Source organism: Alsobacter sp. SYSU BS001988 (assembly GCF_054796215.1).
Window position 1 is genome coordinate 91,796 of record NZ_JBTAMK010000018.1, and the last position, 15,210, is coordinate 107,005.

Genomic DNA, 15,210 nt, shown 5'->3' on the forward strand with positions numbered 1-15,210 from the left:
ACCTAGAGTCGCAATGAATCGCACATGCCGGCGAGGCGCACCACTCCCGTCCGGAGACACTGGTCCTTCGATGCTCCAACCGTTGCGTATCGAGCCCACATTCGCGCAGGCGGCGCCCGGGAGCCCGCTTCCGGGCGGCGCTGCGGCTCCGGTCCCGCCGACGGCGCCGGCCGATCGCGCCGCGGCGGCGTCGGCCGCCGCCTGGGCCGGCGTCGCCGTCTCGGCGATCCTCCTCTGCGCGCCCTGCCTCTGGCCCGCCGCCAGGACCGAGCCCGCGCCGGTCCGGCAGGCGTCCGCCGCCGACCTCTCCGCGTCTTCGCCGCGTCCCGACGTGGTCGCGACCGGCTCGCTGGCGTCCCGCCCGGCGCCCGCGCCGCCGTCCGAGCCGGCCGCGCCCGCGCCAGCGGCGGCGGCCCCGGCCGAGCCGCTGCAGGCCGTGTCCGCCGAGACCTTCACCATCGCGCTGGGCGAAAGCGCCGCGGCCGCGACCCTGTGGGGCCGGTGGCGCATCCTCCAGCAGGCCCACGCCGACGACATCGGATCGCTCTCCGCCTCCGTGCGGCCGTCGCCGAACGCTCCGCAGCGGCAGATCCTGACGCTCGGTCCGTTTGCGAACGCCGCCAAGGCGGCCGAGTTCTGCGGCCGCTGGCGGGCCAAGGGCGCCGCCTGCGACGTCGCCCGCGCCGACGGCGCGCGGCTTTCGCCCGGAGCCTGACCGCCGGCGGACGCCGCCTCGGGGCCAAAGGACACAAATCGGTGGTCTTGCGGCGGCCCGGCATGTTTTGATCGCATGACGCTCCGCCTTCACGCGATCTTCGAAACGGATCGCCCTGCCTCTATAGTGTGCTAGAAGCGCGCCCGATCGACGGGCGCGGCGCAGCCCAGCATCATGCGCCGTCGTCGCCAAAGGCTAATTGGGTTCCTGTCGTCGATGTCGAGCGAAATTCCTCCGACCTCCCCCGCGAAGGCCGCGCGCCCGTTCGACAGGCGCTCCGTCCTGACGCTCGGCGTCGGCGCAGGCCTGCTGGCGGCGGCCGGGCCAGCCTTGGCGCAGAACTTCGCCGCGCAGGCGCTGCAGAGCACGCTGGGCGAGGGCCAGCGCTTCAGTCCGACGACCTTGGTCGACCTCGCGAGGCTCCTGTCGAAGCGCGCCTACACGCCGCCGCCCAGCGACCTGCCGGACCCCTTCGCCAACCTCAATTACGAGCAGTATATCGGCATCCGCGCCCAGCCCAGCGCCACGCTGTGGAACATGGAGGGCCGCGGCTTCACGGTGGAGCCCCTCCACCGCGGCTTCGCCTTCCAGAACGCGGTCTCGCTCTTCATCGTCGAGGACGGCGCGGTGCGCCGCGTCATCTATGACCGCAGCCGCTTCGACTACGGCAAGCTGAACGTGCCCGCGACGCTGCCCGACCTCGGCTTTTCCGGGTTCCGGGTCTTCGGCGACGGCCAGAACGGGCGCCAGCGGGAGGTCGCGATCTTCCAGGGAGCGACCTTCTTCCGCTCCTCCGCGCGCGGCCAGAATCTGGGCGTCATGGCGCGCGGCCTCACCCTGAAGGCCGGCGACCCCAAGGGCGAGGAGTTCCCGCTCTTTCGCGCCTTCTGGATCGAGCAGCCGGCCGCCCGCACGGACAACCTCGTCATCCACGCGCTGCTGGATTCGGAGAGCGTCGCCGGCGCCTATCGTTTCACGCTGCGCACCGGCGACGTCTCGATCATCGACGCCGAACTCACCCTCTTTCCCCGCGCGCCCGTCGAGAACTGGGGCGTGGCCGGCATGACCTCGACCTACCTGTTCGGGTCGAACGACCGGCGCAACGTCGACGACGTGCGGCCCGCCGTCTATGAGAGCGGCGGCCTGCAGATCCACAACGGCAATGACGAGTGGGTCTGGCGCCCGCTGTCCAATCCCGACACGCTCCAGATCTCCGCCTTCGTCGATCCCGCGCCGAAGGGCTTCGGCCTGATCCAGCGCGACCGCGACAGCAGCGCCTTCCAGGACGACGACCAGAACTTCGAGCGCCGCCCCAGCCTCTGGATCGAGCCGATCGGCGACTGGTCGCCCGGACTGGTGCAGCTGATCGAGATTCCGACCGAATCGGAGATCAACGACAACGTTCTGACATACTGGCGGCCCAAACAGCCGCTTCAGCCGGGCGGGGACGTCTCCGTCGCCTACCGGCAGTTCTGGTGCTGGCAGCCCCCGGAGCGGACGCCACTGGCGACCGTGACGGCGACGCGGGTCGGCAAGGGGCGGACGGCGACGGCGCGGCGCTTCGCGGTGGACTTCACCGGCGAAATGCTGAAGCAGACGCAGACCGTGCTGGAGCTCAAGGCGATGCTGTCCTCGGCGACCGGGACGGTGTCCAATCTGAGGCTCTGGCCCTACCCGGAACGCAGGCTCTACCGAGTGGGTTTCGAACTGGAGCCCGGAAACGAGACCGCGTGCGAGCTGCGCCTCGTGCTGGAGGCAGGCGGCAAGGCGCTGAGCGAGACATGGCTGTATCGTTGGACACCCTAGACGCCGCAAAGACCTCGCGAGAGCACGGCGCCCGAGACCTCGAGGCGCAGCCCGCGCCCGTCGGCGCGACCCTGTCCGCGCCCCTGCCCCCGCTGCCGCCCGAGACGCCGCTGGCGATGCCGGTCCAGTCGCTCAAGGCCTGGTCGCGCAAGGACGTGCGCAAGCCGGTCGTGCGGCGCTCCAAGCCCTGGCTGGCCCGCATCTTCGTCTTCGCGGCGTCCATCGGCCTGACCGCCTGGGGCGCGATGGAGATGTACCGGGTCGTCTCGGTCTCCGGCGTCACGGCGCTGCAGTGGGCGCTCGTCGCCCTGTTCACGGTCAATTTCTCCTGGATCGCCCTGGCCTTCACCAGCGCCATCGTGGGCTTCCTGGCGCTGCTGCGCGGGCGCCGGCCGCCGCCGGTCCCCGACAGCCTCAAGGCCCGCACCGTCGTGGTGATGCCGGTCTACAACGAGGCCACGGCCCGCGTCTTCGCCTCGCTCCAGGCGATGTACGAGGAGATCGCCGCCACCGGCCTCATCCAGCATTTCGACTTCTTCATCCTGTCCGACAGCACCCAGCCGGACGCCTGGATCGCCGAAGAGCGCGCCTTCTGGGCGCTGCGCGAGCGCCTCGGCCCGCAGGCGCGGTTCTTCTACCGCCACCGGCAGAAGAACGTCGGCCGCAAGGCCGGCAACATCGAGGACTTCGTCACCCGCTGGGGCGGCGCCTATGAGCACATGCTGGTGCTGGACGCCGACAGCCTGATGACGGGCGCCTGCATCACGCGCCTGGCCGCCGCCATGGAGGCCGATCCCGACGCCGGCATCGTCCAGTCGCTGCCGCTGATCATCAACCGCAACACGCTGTTCGCGCGGCTGCAGCAATTCGCGGCCAAGATCTACGGCCCGGTGATCGCCACCGGCCTCGCCGTGTGGTCGGGCCGCGAGGGCAACTACTGGGGCCACAACGCGATCATCCGCACGAAGGCCTTCGCGGATCACTGCGGGCTGCCGCATCTCTCCGGCAAGCCGCCCTTCGGCGGGCACATCCTCAGCCATGACTTCGTCGAGGCGGCCCTGATCCGCCGCGCCGGCTGGACCGTCTACATGCTGCCCGAGCTGGACGGCAGCTACGAGGAGAGCCCGCCGTCGCTGATCGACCTCGCCACGCGCGACCGGCGCTGGTGCCAGGGCAACCTGCAGCACTCGCGCGTGATCGGCGCCGCCGGCCTCACCTGGCCGACGCGCCAGCATTTCGCGACCGGCATCTTCTCGTATCTCGCCTCGCCGCTCTGGCTGATGCAGCTCATGGTCGGCATCGTGCTGGTGCTGCAGACGCGCTATGTGCGGCCGGAATATTTCACCAAGGAGTTCTCGCTTTTCCCGGCCTGGCCCCGCTTCGACGCCGAGCGCGCGCTGCAGCTCTTCGGCATCACCATGGCGATCCTGCTGGCCCCGAAGCTGTTCGGGCTGATCCTGGCGCTGGTGCGCGGGTCCATCCGCCGGGCCAGCGGCGGCGGCTTCCGGCTGGTCGTCTCGGCCCTGATCGAGGTGATCATGTCGGCCCTGCTGGCGCCGATCCTGATGGTCATCCAGTCGGGCGCGGTGTTCCAGATCATCGCCGGGCGCGACACGGGCTGGAACCCGCAGCGGCGCGACGACGGCTCGATCCCGTTCCGCGACATCGTGCGCCGCCACCGCCTGCAGATGCTGCTGGGCGTGGTCACCGGCGTCTCCGCCTTCATGATCGCCCCGTCCCTGTTCGGCTGGATGTCGCCCACCATCCTCGGGCTGGTGCTGGCGATCCCGATCTCGGCGGCCTCCGGCATGCTGTCCATGGGCCTGGCGCTGAAAGGCGCGGGCCTCCTGCTGACGCCCGAAGAGAGCTCGCCGCCGCCGATCGCGACCCGCGCCAACGCCCTGATGGCCGAGCTCGCCGCCTCCGGAATCGACGAGGCCTCGGCCATCCGCGCCGTGCACGACGATCCGCTGTTCCGCTCGCGCCACGAGACGATGCTGCCCTCCGCCCCGCGCCGCAAGCGCGGCGAAATCGACCGCGAGCGCGCCGTCGCGGAGGCCAAGCTCCTGGACGCGGAATCGCTCGAGGACGCGCTGGAGTGGCTGCATCCCAAGGAGGCCATGGTCGTGCTGCACGACCGGGCGCTGCTGGGCCTGCTCTCCGGGCTCCCGGCCCGGCAGGACCCCGTGGCGGAGGGCGCGGTCGCGGCGGAGTGATCCTCCCGCCCGGGACGCCCCGCTCGGAGCGGGACGAAGCCGCTCAGCGGTTCCCGCCGCCGTCGCGTTCCGTCAGCGTCCGCTGGTTCGTCGGGAAGAAGCGCTGCGTCGGCTGGCGCGGGGCCACCGGCACGCCCTGAGGCGCGGCGACGCCGATCTGCCCGCCCGCCACCGGCGCGGGCGGCACGGCGCCGGAGGGAGCGCCCGGCTGCGTCCTCGGCGCGGAGGCGGTGACGCCCGCCGGCGGCGTCTGCCGGCGCTGCTGCGACACCTTCGGATCGGGCTGCGTCGGCTTCAGCGGGTCGAACTTGTCCGGATCCACCGGGTCCGGGATCACGTCCTTGCCGCCTTTGCAGGTCGTCAGCCAGACGTCGTAGATGGGGTGCTCGATGCCGTGCAGCCCCGGGCTCGAGGCGAAGATCCAGCCGCCGAAGATCCGGCGCGCCTCGTTGCTGAACGTGACCTCGTCCACCTCGATGAAGGCCGTCGTGTTCTGCGGCTCGGTGGCCGGGCGCGTATAGCAGACGCGGGGCGTGATCTGCAGCGCGCCGAATTGAACCGTTTCATCAACGGCCGCCTCGAAGGATATGATTCTGCCCGTGATTTTGTCGAGCCCGGCGAAGATCGCGGTCGGGTTCTTGATCTTGTCGGCGCGGGCCGGGCCTGGCGCGGCCGCCACGGCGCAGGCCGCCATGAGCGCGCAAGCCGCGCGAGCCGCGACGGAATGGGACCCACGGGCGGGAGAAGCGTTTCGGAGCAAGAGCATCAGCACGCGTTCGTTGTCGCGCCGCGACTCGGCGCCGCGGTCGTCATCCGGGCCGGGTGATTAACATGGCAATGAGGGCGGAGAAAGGGCGGGCGCGCCTGGAGCCTCACCCGTAGGACTTCTCCTCCAGGATCGGCGAGCCGGCCCGACGGCTGATCTCGCGCTTCAGCGCCGCCCGCCTGTCATTGGCGAGATAGACCGACCGCGCCAGCGCCACGAAGCGCGGGCCGAAGTCGCCCCCCGCCTCGCAGGCCCTCAGCCGGTCCTCCACGTCCCAGAGCTCGCCGTTCACCCGCCGCAGCTCCTCCTCGAGCGCCGCCAGCGCCCGCCCCGGGAGCCCGGCCGCGTCCCTCACCGCCAGCAGCTGCGACCGCTCGGCGCGCACATGCGCCCGCTTGGAGGCGTCCGGGATGCGCTCGGCCTTGAGGTCCAGGATCGAGATCCGGTCCAGCAGCTCGCCGGCCGAGAGCGGCGCCGTCAGCGCGCCGCGGGCGGCGGCGCCCGGCGCGGCGCTCCCGGCGAGGTCGGCCGCCGCCTGCGCGGCGGCGTCGGCGAAAGTCTCCCCCCGGGCGCGCCGGCGCAGCCGCATGGTCGGATACCAGATCGTGTCGAGGGCCCGGCCCAGCCATCGCCAGTCGGCCCAGTCGGGCTGGAGCAGAAGGTCGGTCGGCCGCCCGAGCGCCCCCGCCAGATGCGCCACGGCCGTGTCGACGCAGACGATGCGGTCGAGGCTGGCCATAATGGCGGCCGTGTCCGCGAAGGCGCCCTCCCCGGCGTCGAAGTCCGGACCGGGATGGAAGATCGACGACGGAAAGGAGCATCCGGCGATCTCCCCGGGCTCCGCGTCCTTCTGCAGGCAGACGAGCCGCGCCCCCGGGACGGCGGCGAGCGGGGCGAAGTCCTCCAGCGCCGCCGAGCGGCGCGCATCCCCCGGCGCGGACCGGTTGCCCCGCCAGGCGATCCCGACCAGCAGCGTCGCGCCCTTGGCGCGTTCGGCGGCCAGGCGGTCGCGCCACGCCGCCACGCGCGCCCGGTCGGCGCGCAGATAGGGCGCGGGCGCGCCGTAGTCGGCCGGGGCCAGCCCCATCGCGCGCGGCAGGTCGAGCAGCGTGGCCCAGGCGTCGATGCCGGGAACCGAGCCGGCCGCCTCGAGCGGCCGCAGCTCCACCGGCCCGTCGAGACTGGACAGCAGCGGCAGCAGCCTGGCGGGCGCGACCAGGCTGGCCTTGACGCCGGCCTGCGCCAGCCGCGGCAGGAAGCGGCAGAATTGCAGCGTGTCGCCCAGCCCCTGCTCGGCCAGCACGAGCAGGCTCCTCGGCGCCGGTCCTCCCGTCCAGCGGCGCACCGGCTCGCGCCGCCCGTCCGCGCCGCGGCGCGTGACGGTGGGCGCCTCGGCCATCAGCCTGAAGCGCACCTCGTAGGCCGGCCACGCTTCCGACCAGCGCTCGGCGCAAAACAGCGCGCGCGACAGGCGCGACGCCGCGCCGAGATGGTGGGGGTCGGCCTCCAGCGCCAGCCTGTAGAGGGCGATGGCCATGGGGAAGCGGGCCTGCGCCTGCTCGCGATCGGCGAGGGCCACGAGGCGCTCGACGTCGAGGCGCCCGGGCGGGCGCTCCTGAAGCGGTGTGGGGCTGGGCTGCACGGCGTCGTCCACCAGATGATTCTGGCGGATTCTACCACTGATTGTTATCAATCAAAGATGCACTCAGCCTTGCGCGATCTCGGGCTCGCACGAGACGGGGCAGCTCACAGAATTGGCGATGAAGCAGAAGCGGTGCGCCTGATCGTGCAGCTCGCGCGCCTTCCCGGCGTCGCTCTCGGGCGCGATCGTGACCCTGGGGCGCAGCACCACCGCGGTGAACCGTCCCGCGCCGTCGGGCCCCTCGGAGAGGACGCCCTCCGCGTCGTCCTCATAGGCCGTCACGACCACGTCCGAGACCGCCGCGAGGTGCAGGTACCAGAGCATGTGGCAGGCCGAGAGCGACGCGACGAACAGGTCCTCGGGGTTGTGCCGGGCCGGATCGCCCCGGAAGGCCGGGTCGGACGATCCGGCGATGTCCGGCTTGCCGACCACCCGCACCACATGCTCGCGGCTGTAGCTGCGGTAGTCGGTCGTGCCGACGCCGAGGCTGCCGGTCCAGACGGTGGTCGTGCGGTAGCGGTGTTCGCGCATGGCGGGCGCCTCCTGCCCCGACCATAACGCCGGGCGCGCGAAAACGCCGCCCGAAAAGGGCGGCGCCTCAAGACGCAGGAGACGGGAGCGGGCGCGCTCAGCCGCGGGAGATCTCGCCCTCGGTCGGGCGCGCGGCGGCGGGCTGGCCGGTCGGCGACCACGCCTCGTAGTCGCCCGTGGCGGCCGGGCGCTCGCCCGTTGACAGGATCGACCCCTGCGGCCGGTAGGCGAAGGGGGTCCCGGTCATGTTGGGGACGTGCGGCTTCTCCCACTCGCGCGGCTGATAGCCGTCCTGGGTCGGGGGCAGCGGCGACGTGTTGCGCAGCCAGCCCACCCAGCCCGGCGGCGTCAGCGTCGCCTCGGTGCGGTCCTTGTAGATGACCCAGCGGCGCACGACGCCGATCTGCGGATCCACCTTGCCGCCGATCGTCTGGTAATAGGTGTTGCCGAACTCGTCCGTGCCGACCAGTTCGCCGAAGCGCCAGGTGTGGAAGCGCGTGCCGATCGTCTGGCCGCTCCACCAGGTGAAGAATTGCAGCAGGAAGGTCTTCATCGCGGGCCTTTGTGGATCACGGGCCTGTGGAGGGCCTCGACTCCGCCCATCCAGGGCGGCCCCAGGCGTTTCGGCGCGGACTATACGGGCGAACGCCGTCCTGTCCAGTGCGCCAAGCGTCCAAGGAGGGGGCGGCGCCGCGATTCCCGATTCGGCCGGACCGCGGGACGCGCGCACCCTGGACCCGCGCGCCGGCGATTCCGCTTGCAGGCGAGCGCCTGCCTCACTTTCGCCACGTCTTCGCCTCCATTCCGCAAACGCCCGCCGAGTCAAGCGTGAACGCGGGCGTGTCGGGCCGTCATCCCCCGCCGCGACGTCGCCGCTTCCCTGCGATCAGGGTGAATCGATTCAAACTCGAACGATTCTTGTAGAAGAATCCGAGGCTTACGAAACGCCGTTGCATTCTCCCCACTCTTCACACCCGCGTCACAACATCTTGGGCGTACGGGTTCGCGAATACACTAGTCCTTGACGTCTGGAGGGGCGCCGCCCTAATTTCATGACCGTGCAGCACAGCCGTCGCGGCCCCTTCCGGGCGGCGTCGGGCGGGGCGGGACAGGGACGCCGCAGGCTGGCGCCGCCCTGCTTCCGTCTCCCGCGGGGCGGGTGCGGCGCGAGGGCGACGGAGGGCCTGAAGAAGCCGTCCGGGCCCGCAGGGGCAGCAGACAGATTATGGCCAGGGGCTGGACATTGAACCGGCTCGGCGGACATGCGCGTCCGCCCTATAGGGGACCACGATGCGGATCGAACGTCGCTACACCAAGACCGGACAGTCGCCCTACGCGGACATTCCGTTCCGCTCCGCCACCAGCGAGATCCGCAACCCGGACGGCTCGGTCGTGTTCCGGCTGGAGGGAATCGAGGTTCCGCGCCAGTGGAGCCAGGTGGCGGCCGACGTGCTGGCCCAGAAATATTTCCGCAAGGCCGGCGTCCCCACCCGCCTGAAGAAGGTCGAGGAGAACGACGTCCCGTCCTGGCTGTGGCGCTCCGTGCCCGACGAGGCGGCGCTGGCCGCCCTGCCCGAGGCCGAGCGCACCGGCTCGGAGATGACCGCCCAGCAGGTGTTCGACCGCCTCGCGGGCTGCTGGACCTATTGGGGCTGGAAGGGCGGCTACTTCACCGCCGAGGAGGACGCGCAGGCCTTCTTCGACGAGCACCGCTACATGCTGGCCATGCAGATGGTGGCCCCGAACTCGCCGCAGTGGTTCAACACCGGCCTGCATTGGGCCTATGGCGTCGACGGCCCGGCCCAGGGCCACTTCTATGTCGACCACAAGACCGGCAAGCTGACCCGCTCGAAATCCGCCTACGAGCATCCCCAGCCGCACGCCTGCTTCATCCAGTCGGTCGCCGACGACCTCGTCAACGAGGGCGGCATCATGGACCTGTGGGTGCGCGAGGCGCGCCTCTTCAAATACGGCTCGGGCACCGGCTCCAACTTCTCGGCGCTGCGCGGCGAGGGCGAGAAGCTCGCCGGCGGCGGGCGCTCCTCCGGCCTCATGAGCTTCCTGAAGATCGGCGACCGCGCCGCCGGCGCCATCAAGTCGGGCGGCACCACGCGCCGCGCCGCCAAGATGGTGGTGGTCGACGCCGACCATCCCGACATCGAGGCCTATATCGACTGGAAGGTGAAGGAGGAGCAGAAGGTCGCCGCCCTGGTCACCGGCTCCAAGCTCTGCCAGAAGCACCTCAAGGCCATCATGAAGGCCTGCGTCAATTGCGACGGGCCCGACGACGCCTGCTTCGACCCGGAGAAGAACCCGGCCCTGAAGCGCGAGATCAAGCTCGCCCGCCGGTCGATGATCCCGGACAACTACATCAAGCGCGTCATCCAGTTCGCCCGCCAGGGCTATACGGAGATCGCCTTCGACACCTACGACACCGACTGGGACAGCGAGGCCTATCTCACCGTCTCGGGCCAGAACTCCAACAACTCCGTGCGCGTCACCGACGAGTTCCTCGGCGCGGTGGAGAGCGACGGCGACTGGCGGCTGAAGGCGCGCATCACCGGCAAGCCGATCAAGACGCTGAAGGCGCGCGACCTGTGGGAGAAGATCGGCCACGCCGCCTGGGCGTCGGCGGATCCCGGCATCCAGTTCCACACCACCATCAACGACTGGCACACCTGCCCGGCCTCGGGCGAGATCCGCGCGTCCAACCCGTGCTCGGAATACATGTTCCTGGACGACACGGCCTGCAACCTCGCCTCCGCCAACCTGCTGCAGTTCCGCAAGGCGGACGGCTCCTTCGACGTGGAGAGCTACGAGCACGCCACGCGCCTGTGGACCATCGTGCTCGAGATCTCGGTCATGATGGCGCAGTTCCCGTCCAAGGAGATCGCGGAGCTCAGCTACCGCTACCGGACGCTGGGCCTCGGCTACGCCAATATCGGCGGCCTGCTGATGACCTCCGGCATCCCCTACGACTCGGCCCAGGGCCGGGCGATCTGCGGCGCGCTGACCGCGATCATGACCGGCGTCGCCTACAGGACCTCGGCCGAGATGGCCGGCGAGCTCGGCCCCTTCCCGGGCTACAAGGACAACGCCCAGCACATGCTGCGCGTCATCCGCAACCATCGCCGCGCCGCCCATGGCGAGACCTCCGGCTATGAGGGGCTGCGCATCGCCCCGGTGCCGCTCGACCACGCCTCCTGCCCGGATGGGCGGCTCGTCCACCACGCCCGCAAGGCCTGGGACGACGCGCTGGCGCTCGGCGAGAAGAACGGCTTCCGCAACGCGCAGTCCACCGTCATCGCCCCCACCGGCACGATCGGGCTGGTGATGGACTGCGACACGACCGGCATCGAGCCCGATTTCGCGCTCGTGAAGTTCAAGAAGCTCGCCGGCGGCGGCTACTTCAAGATCATCAACCAGGCCGTCCCCGAAGCCCTGCGCACGCTGGGCTACGGGGAGGCGCAGATCGCCGAGATCGAGGCCTATGCGGTCGGCCACGCCTCCCTCGCCCAGGCGCCCGGTGTGAACCACACCACGCTGAAGGCGAAAGGCTTCACCGACGATAAGATCGCGGCGGTGGAGAAGAACCTGGCGTCGGCCTTCGACGTCAAGTTCGTCTTCAACAAGTGGACGCTCGGGGAGGACTTCCTGGCGGGGACCCTCAAGGTTCCGGCCGAGAAGTTGGCGGACCCCTCCTTCGAGCTCCTCGCCTATCTCGGCTTCACCAAGGGTGAGATCGAGGGCGCGAACATCCATGTCTGCGGGGCGATGACGCTGGAAGGGGCGCCGCATCTCAGGCGTGAGCACTACCCGGTCTTCGACTGCGCCAATCCGTGCGGGCGCATCGGCAAGCGCTACCTCTCGGTGGAGAGCCACATCCGCATGATGGCGGCGGCGCAGCCCTTCATCTCGGGCGCCATCTCCAAGACCATCAACATGGCCAACGACGCCACCGTGGAGGACTGCAAGAACGCCTACATGCTGTCCTGGCGCCTCGCCCTCAAGGCGAACGCCCTCTACCGCGACGGCTCCAAGCTCTCCCAGCCCCTGAACTCGCAGCTCATCGCCGACGAGGACGAGGAGGACGAGGTGGAGGCCCTCATCGCCCAGCCGGCCTCGGCCCGGGCGGCGGCGCTCTCCGAGAAGATCGTCGAGCGGGTGGTGGAGCGCATCGAGCGCATGCGCGAACGCGAGAAGCTGCCCGACCGGCGCAAGGGCTACACCCAGAAGGCCAGCGTCGGCGGCCACAAGGTCTATCTGCGCACCGGCGAGTACGAGGACGGGCGCCTCGGCGAGATCTTCATCGACATGCACAAGGAGGGCGCCGCCTTCCGCAGCCTGATGAACAACTTCGCCATCGCGATCTCGCTCGGCCTGCAATATGGCGTGCCGCTGGAGGAGTATGTCGACGCCTTCACCTTCACGCGCTTCGAGCCGGCCGGCTTCGTGCAGGGCAACGACGCCATCAAGAACGCCACCTCGCTGCTCGACTACGTGTTCCGCGAGCTCGCCATCTCCTATCTGGGCCGGCACGACCTCGCCCATGTGCCGCCCGAGGCGACCGTGTTCGACGCGCTCGGCAAGGGCGAGGACGAGGGCCGCGCCCCGGCCGGCCACGCCTCGCGGGTGGTCTCCAAGGGCCTGATCCGCGGCAAGTCGACGAGCCTCCTGGCCATCCAGGGCGGCGCCGCCGAACCCCGCAGCACGCCCGCCACGGCCTCGGCCGGCGGCTACGTCACCCAGGGCGCCACGGCGCTGAAGCAGCAGGAGGCCCTGAAGGAGGACGTCGCCCAGGAGGTCGAACGCGTCATCGACGAAGGCGGCCTCGGCAACCTCGCCTTCGCGCCCCCCTCCCCCCGCGAGCAAGGCCCCTCCAAGCGCGCCGAAGCCCTGATGAAGGGCTACCAGGGCGACGCCTGCGGCGAGTGCGGCAACTTCACGCTGGTCCGGAACGGGACGTGCTTGAAGTGCGATACGTGTGGCGGGACGACGGGATGTAGCTGAGGGGATTAGGGCGGCTGGAGCTTTACCAGCCGCCCTTCTGTTTTCATGGAGACAAATTTGAGCGAGACTCGTTTCGCCAAGCAATTTTTGCTGGCCGCCGCCGTTCGTCAAAAGCTCGACGAACTGAATGATTTTCTATTGAGCAGCTCGGAGCAGGCACCTAACTTTGATCCCGGCCAGTCTTTGGATTTCGGGCCATCATGGAGCGAGCTACGCCAGAACTCAATTACAGTGCTTCAGCGATTACAAAAAGCGCCTATTCTCGACGTAGGCTTCGCAAAAGAACGAATCGACACGCAGCTTGCCAGCGCAGAGGCTGAATTACAAGTAGTGTTACAGTTTACAACTGAAAGCCAGGGTATCCATCATTTCAATCATATATCCCATATAGCTTTCCAGGGAAAAAATGGGACGAACTATACACTCCTGAGACACGTTCAGAATTTTTCGCGCCACTTAGATGCACTCATCATTAATTCGGCAGCGCAATACATAGAGGTCCGTCCATCTCCGTCCGAAATAGACGATCTCGGACGACGCGCTGCGCAAAGCTTGGTCACCCTCGAACGACTGAGGGCGCAAGCTACAGATGCACTCTCCGATATAGTTTCAAGCGGAGAACGGCTTAAGTCAGCCACCTTGTATTCAGAGTCCGAAGCAAAACGCATTGCTGATCAAAAATCGCGGATCGATAGCTTCACAGAGAGCGCAACCGCATCTCTTAACGATATCAGCCAAGCGTCCGCCCGTTCGAAAGAAATATTAACTCAACTCGAGCAACTACAAATTAGAATTGAATCTATTTCTCCGAGAGTGGAATCATTCGATAATTTTTTCTCAGAACGCACGAAGATCGTCAGCGAAATCGAAAAGAATTTAAAAACACAATCTGATAAATATTCAAAACAAATAGCTGAAATTGATCGGATTAATAAAGCTGCATCTGACATGCTTTCGGGCGCGACGAATGCTGGTCTTGCAGGTGCGTTTAGTATCCGGGAACGTGAAATTTCCAAAGAGCTCATCAAGGCGGAATTATCTTTCTATGCCAGCATTGTTGTTCTAACTGTCTTAGGCATTCCAATTCTTGCTCACGTAATCCCGCCTACCCTATTGGAACATATCGGCCTGAAAGCGTATAACGCAGTGATCGATATCCATTCAAAGCGTCCTGATTTGGAAGTGGCGTTGTCGATCGCAACACGATTTCTGATACTTATTCCGGGAATCTGGCTAGTCCGAACCACTGGCAGACGATATGATAGATTATTTCGCCTACGTGAGCACTATGCATACAAATACTCGATTGCAACATCGGTAGAAGGCTTTCAACGTCAGTCTCCCGATCACAAGCAAGAATTAGCCGCTTATTCATTCGCGCAACTTTCCTTTAATCCGGCGGAAAAGATGGATGGTGATGGAAAGGATGCAGCTCACCCCAATCCATTTGTTGAAAAGTTCTTCCGTTTCTTGGAAGGCAAAAAATCATCGGAGACTGAGGTGACTCCGAGTCCGTGACATAATGCAATCGGTTGAGCAGCACCGCCTCCTGATCCAACCAGCCTTAAGAAGGACGAACCCGGGCCCTTACGCCTCTCCGGAGCGCGTCAGTCCTTCAGGGGGTCGTGGCCCCAGTTCATCAGCGAGTAGCGCCAGCGCGTGCCGGAGACGTCGCCGGCGGGGCGCTGGGCGAGGTGGCGGTGGACGTAGCCCACCACCTTGCGCATATGGGCGCGGTCGTCGTCGTCGAGGTCGGCCGCGGGTGCGCAGGATCTCCACGATGCGGCGGCCCGAATGGTGGCCGACCGATTCCGGCCCGCCCGGCTTCGCCTTGGGGTGGCCGTCGGCCCAGCCGACCTCGCGCGAAGGTTCGCTCTTGAGCCAGCGCTCCAGCTCGGCCGGGGCCATGTTGACCACCCGGCGGAATTCCTCCTCGACCTCCGGCTGCGCCTTCTCCATCGCGACCTCCCTGGCGTTGCGGCGATTGCGCCGCCCAACGGCCCCCTGCCCGGCCCCGTTCCGCCCCTGCGACCACGCGTCCGGCCTCCCGGCCCCTCGCCCCGGCCCTCTCCCCGTTCCGGGGCGAGGGAGCCGGCGGCGGCCCTTCCCCACCGTCCAGCCCCGCCCTCCCCAGGAGGCTGCAACGATCGCGCGCCCTGGAGCCCTCGTCCTTCGAGACGCATCGCCGAGGGGCGATGCTCCTCAGGATGAGGGAGCGAGCATGAAACCACCCCGTCATCCCCGGCGCGCCGCAGGCGCGGGAAGGGGATCCAGAAAGGTTGGGCGAGAGGCGCCCCTCGCTAACCCTCTCTGGATCCCCTTCCCGGCGCTGCGCGCCGCCGGGGATGACGGCGGCGGGCGGGAGAGGAGAACGGCGTCACCCTCCTTCCCGGCCCACCACCCCCTCATCCTGAGGAGCCATGCGCAGCATCGCGTCTCGAAGGACGAGGGCTCCAGGAGGTTGCAACGGCCGTGCGCCCTGGAGCCCCTCGTCCTTCGAGACGCATCGCCAAGGGGGGACGCT

The 15,210-nt window shown here is 68.3% G+C and carries 9 protein-coding genes and 1 pseudogene; 5 read left to right on the forward strand and 5 right to left on the reverse strand.

Translation table 11 applies throughout. The annotated features are described in order from the left end of the window. The first annotated feature begins 70 nt into the window (after nucleotides 1-70). The 3 genes from ACYVO7_RS22835 to mdoH all read left to right on the forward strand — a co-directional run bounded on the left by ACYVO7_RS22835 (nucleotide 71) and on the right by mdoH (nucleotide 4,737). On the forward strand, nucleotides 71-715 hold the full coding sequence (locus tag ACYVO7_RS22835) for a hypothetical protein (RefSeq protein WP_460452071.1): 645 nt from the start codon (nucleotides 71-73) through the stop codon (nucleotides 713-715). A 216-nt stretch (nucleotides 716-931) separates the two neighbouring features. Continuing rightward, the gene (locus ACYVO7_RS22840; RefSeq protein WP_460452072.1) at nucleotides 932-2,521 is read left to right on the forward strand and encodes an OpgD/OpgG family glucan biosynthesis protein; all 1,590 of its coding nucleotides are present in this window, start codon (nucleotides 932-934) and stop codon (nucleotides 2,519-2,521) included. Continuing rightward, complete coding sequence (gene mdoH / locus ACYVO7_RS22845) at nucleotides 2,497-4,737, forward strand: glucans biosynthesis glucosyltransferase MdoH (protein WP_460452073.1); 2,241 nt, start codon at nucleotides 2,497-2,499, stop codon at nucleotides 4,735-4,737. Before ACYVO7_RS22840 ends, mdoH begins: the two co-directional genes overlap by 25 nt. A 43-nt stretch (nucleotides 4,738-4,780) precedes the next feature. On the opposite strand, the gene ACYVO7_RS22850 is transcribed toward mdoH, so the two are convergent. From ACYVO7_RS22850 to ACYVO7_RS22865, 4 genes are all read right to left on the reverse strand, one after another. Further along, nucleotides 4,781-5,431 carry a DUF2155 domain-containing protein gene (locus tag ACYVO7_RS22850; RefSeq protein WP_460452074.1) on the reverse strand — a complete coding sequence of 217 codons (651 nt, stop codon included), beginning with the start codon at nucleotides 5,429-5,431 and terminating at the stop codon, nucleotides 4,781-4,783. Between the two features lie 178 nt (nucleotides 5,432-5,609). Further along, complete coding sequence (locus tag ACYVO7_RS22855) at nucleotides 5,610-7,157, reverse strand: tetratricopeptide repeat protein (protein WP_460452075.1); 1,548 nt, start codon at nucleotides 7,155-7,157, stop codon at nucleotides 5,610-5,612. Nucleotides 7,158-7,208: 51 nt separating this feature from the next. After that, nucleotides 7,209-7,676 carry an OsmC family protein gene (locus ACYVO7_RS22860; RefSeq protein WP_460452076.1) on the reverse strand — a complete coding sequence of 156 codons (468 nt, stop codon included), beginning with the start codon at nucleotides 7,674-7,676 and terminating at the stop codon, nucleotides 7,209-7,211. A 97-nt stretch (nucleotides 7,677-7,773) separates the two neighbouring features. After that, complete coding sequence (locus ACYVO7_RS22865; RefSeq protein WP_460452077.1) at nucleotides 7,774-8,229, reverse strand: NADH:ubiquinone oxidoreductase subunit NDUFA12; 456 nt, start codon at nucleotides 8,227-8,229, stop codon at nucleotides 7,774-7,776. Between the two features lie 737 nt (nucleotides 8,230-8,966). On the opposite strand from ACYVO7_RS22865, the gene ACYVO7_RS22870 reads away from it, so the two are divergent. Both ACYVO7_RS22870 and ACYVO7_RS22875 read left to right on the forward strand, forming a co-directional pair. Continuing rightward, nucleotides 8,967-12,686: a vitamin B12-dependent ribonucleotide reductase gene (locus ACYVO7_RS22870; protein ID WP_460452078.1), complete on the forward strand. Its 3,720-nt coding sequence runs from the start codon at nucleotides 8,967-8,969 to the stop codon at nucleotides 12,684-12,686. A 57-nt stretch (nucleotides 12,687-12,743) separates the two neighbouring features. Beyond that, the gene (locus tag ACYVO7_RS22875) at nucleotides 12,744-14,204 is read left to right on the forward strand and encodes a hypothetical protein (protein ID WP_460452079.1); all 1,461 of its coding nucleotides are present in this window, start codon (nucleotides 12,744-12,746) and stop codon (nucleotides 14,202-14,204) included. Nucleotides 14,205-14,293: 89 nt separating this feature from the next. On the opposite strand, the pseudogene ACYVO7_RS22880 reads toward ACYVO7_RS22875, so the two are convergent. Beyond that, nucleotides 14,294-14,645 (reverse strand): annotated as a pseudogene (locus ACYVO7_RS22880) (DUF3140 domain-containing protein). Nucleotides 14,646-15,210: the final 565 nt, after the last annotated feature.

Excerpts from the sequence above, each read along its gene's own strand:
- ACYVO7_RS22840 (WP_460452072.1), top strand. The coding sequence starts at position 932 with ATGTCGAGCGAAATTCCTCCGACCTCCCCCGCGAAGGCCGCGCGCCCG.
- ACYVO7_RS22870 (WP_460452078.1), top strand. The coding sequence starts at position 8,967 with ATGCGGATCGAACGTCGCTACACCAAGACCGGACAGTCGCCCTACGCG.
- ACYVO7_RS22835 (WP_460452071.1), top strand. The coding sequence starts at position 71 with ATGCTCCAACCGTTGCGTATCGAGCCCACATTCGCGCAGGCGGCGCCC.
- ACYVO7_RS22850 (WP_460452074.1), bottom strand. The coding sequence starts at position 5,431 with ATGGCGGCCTGCGCCGTGGCGGCCGCGCCAGGCCCGGCCCGCGCCGAC.
- mdoH (WP_460452073.1), top strand. The coding sequence starts at position 2,497 with ATGGCTGTATCGTTGGACACCCTAGACGCCGCAAAGACCTCGCGAGAG.
- ACYVO7_RS22860 (WP_460452076.1), bottom strand. The coding sequence starts at position 7,676 with ATGCGCGAACACCGCTACCGCACGACCACCGTCTGGACCGGCAGCCTC.
- ACYVO7_RS22865 (WP_460452077.1), bottom strand. The coding sequence starts at position 8,229 with ATGAAGACCTTCCTGCTGCAATTCTTCACCTGGTGGAGCGGCCAGACG.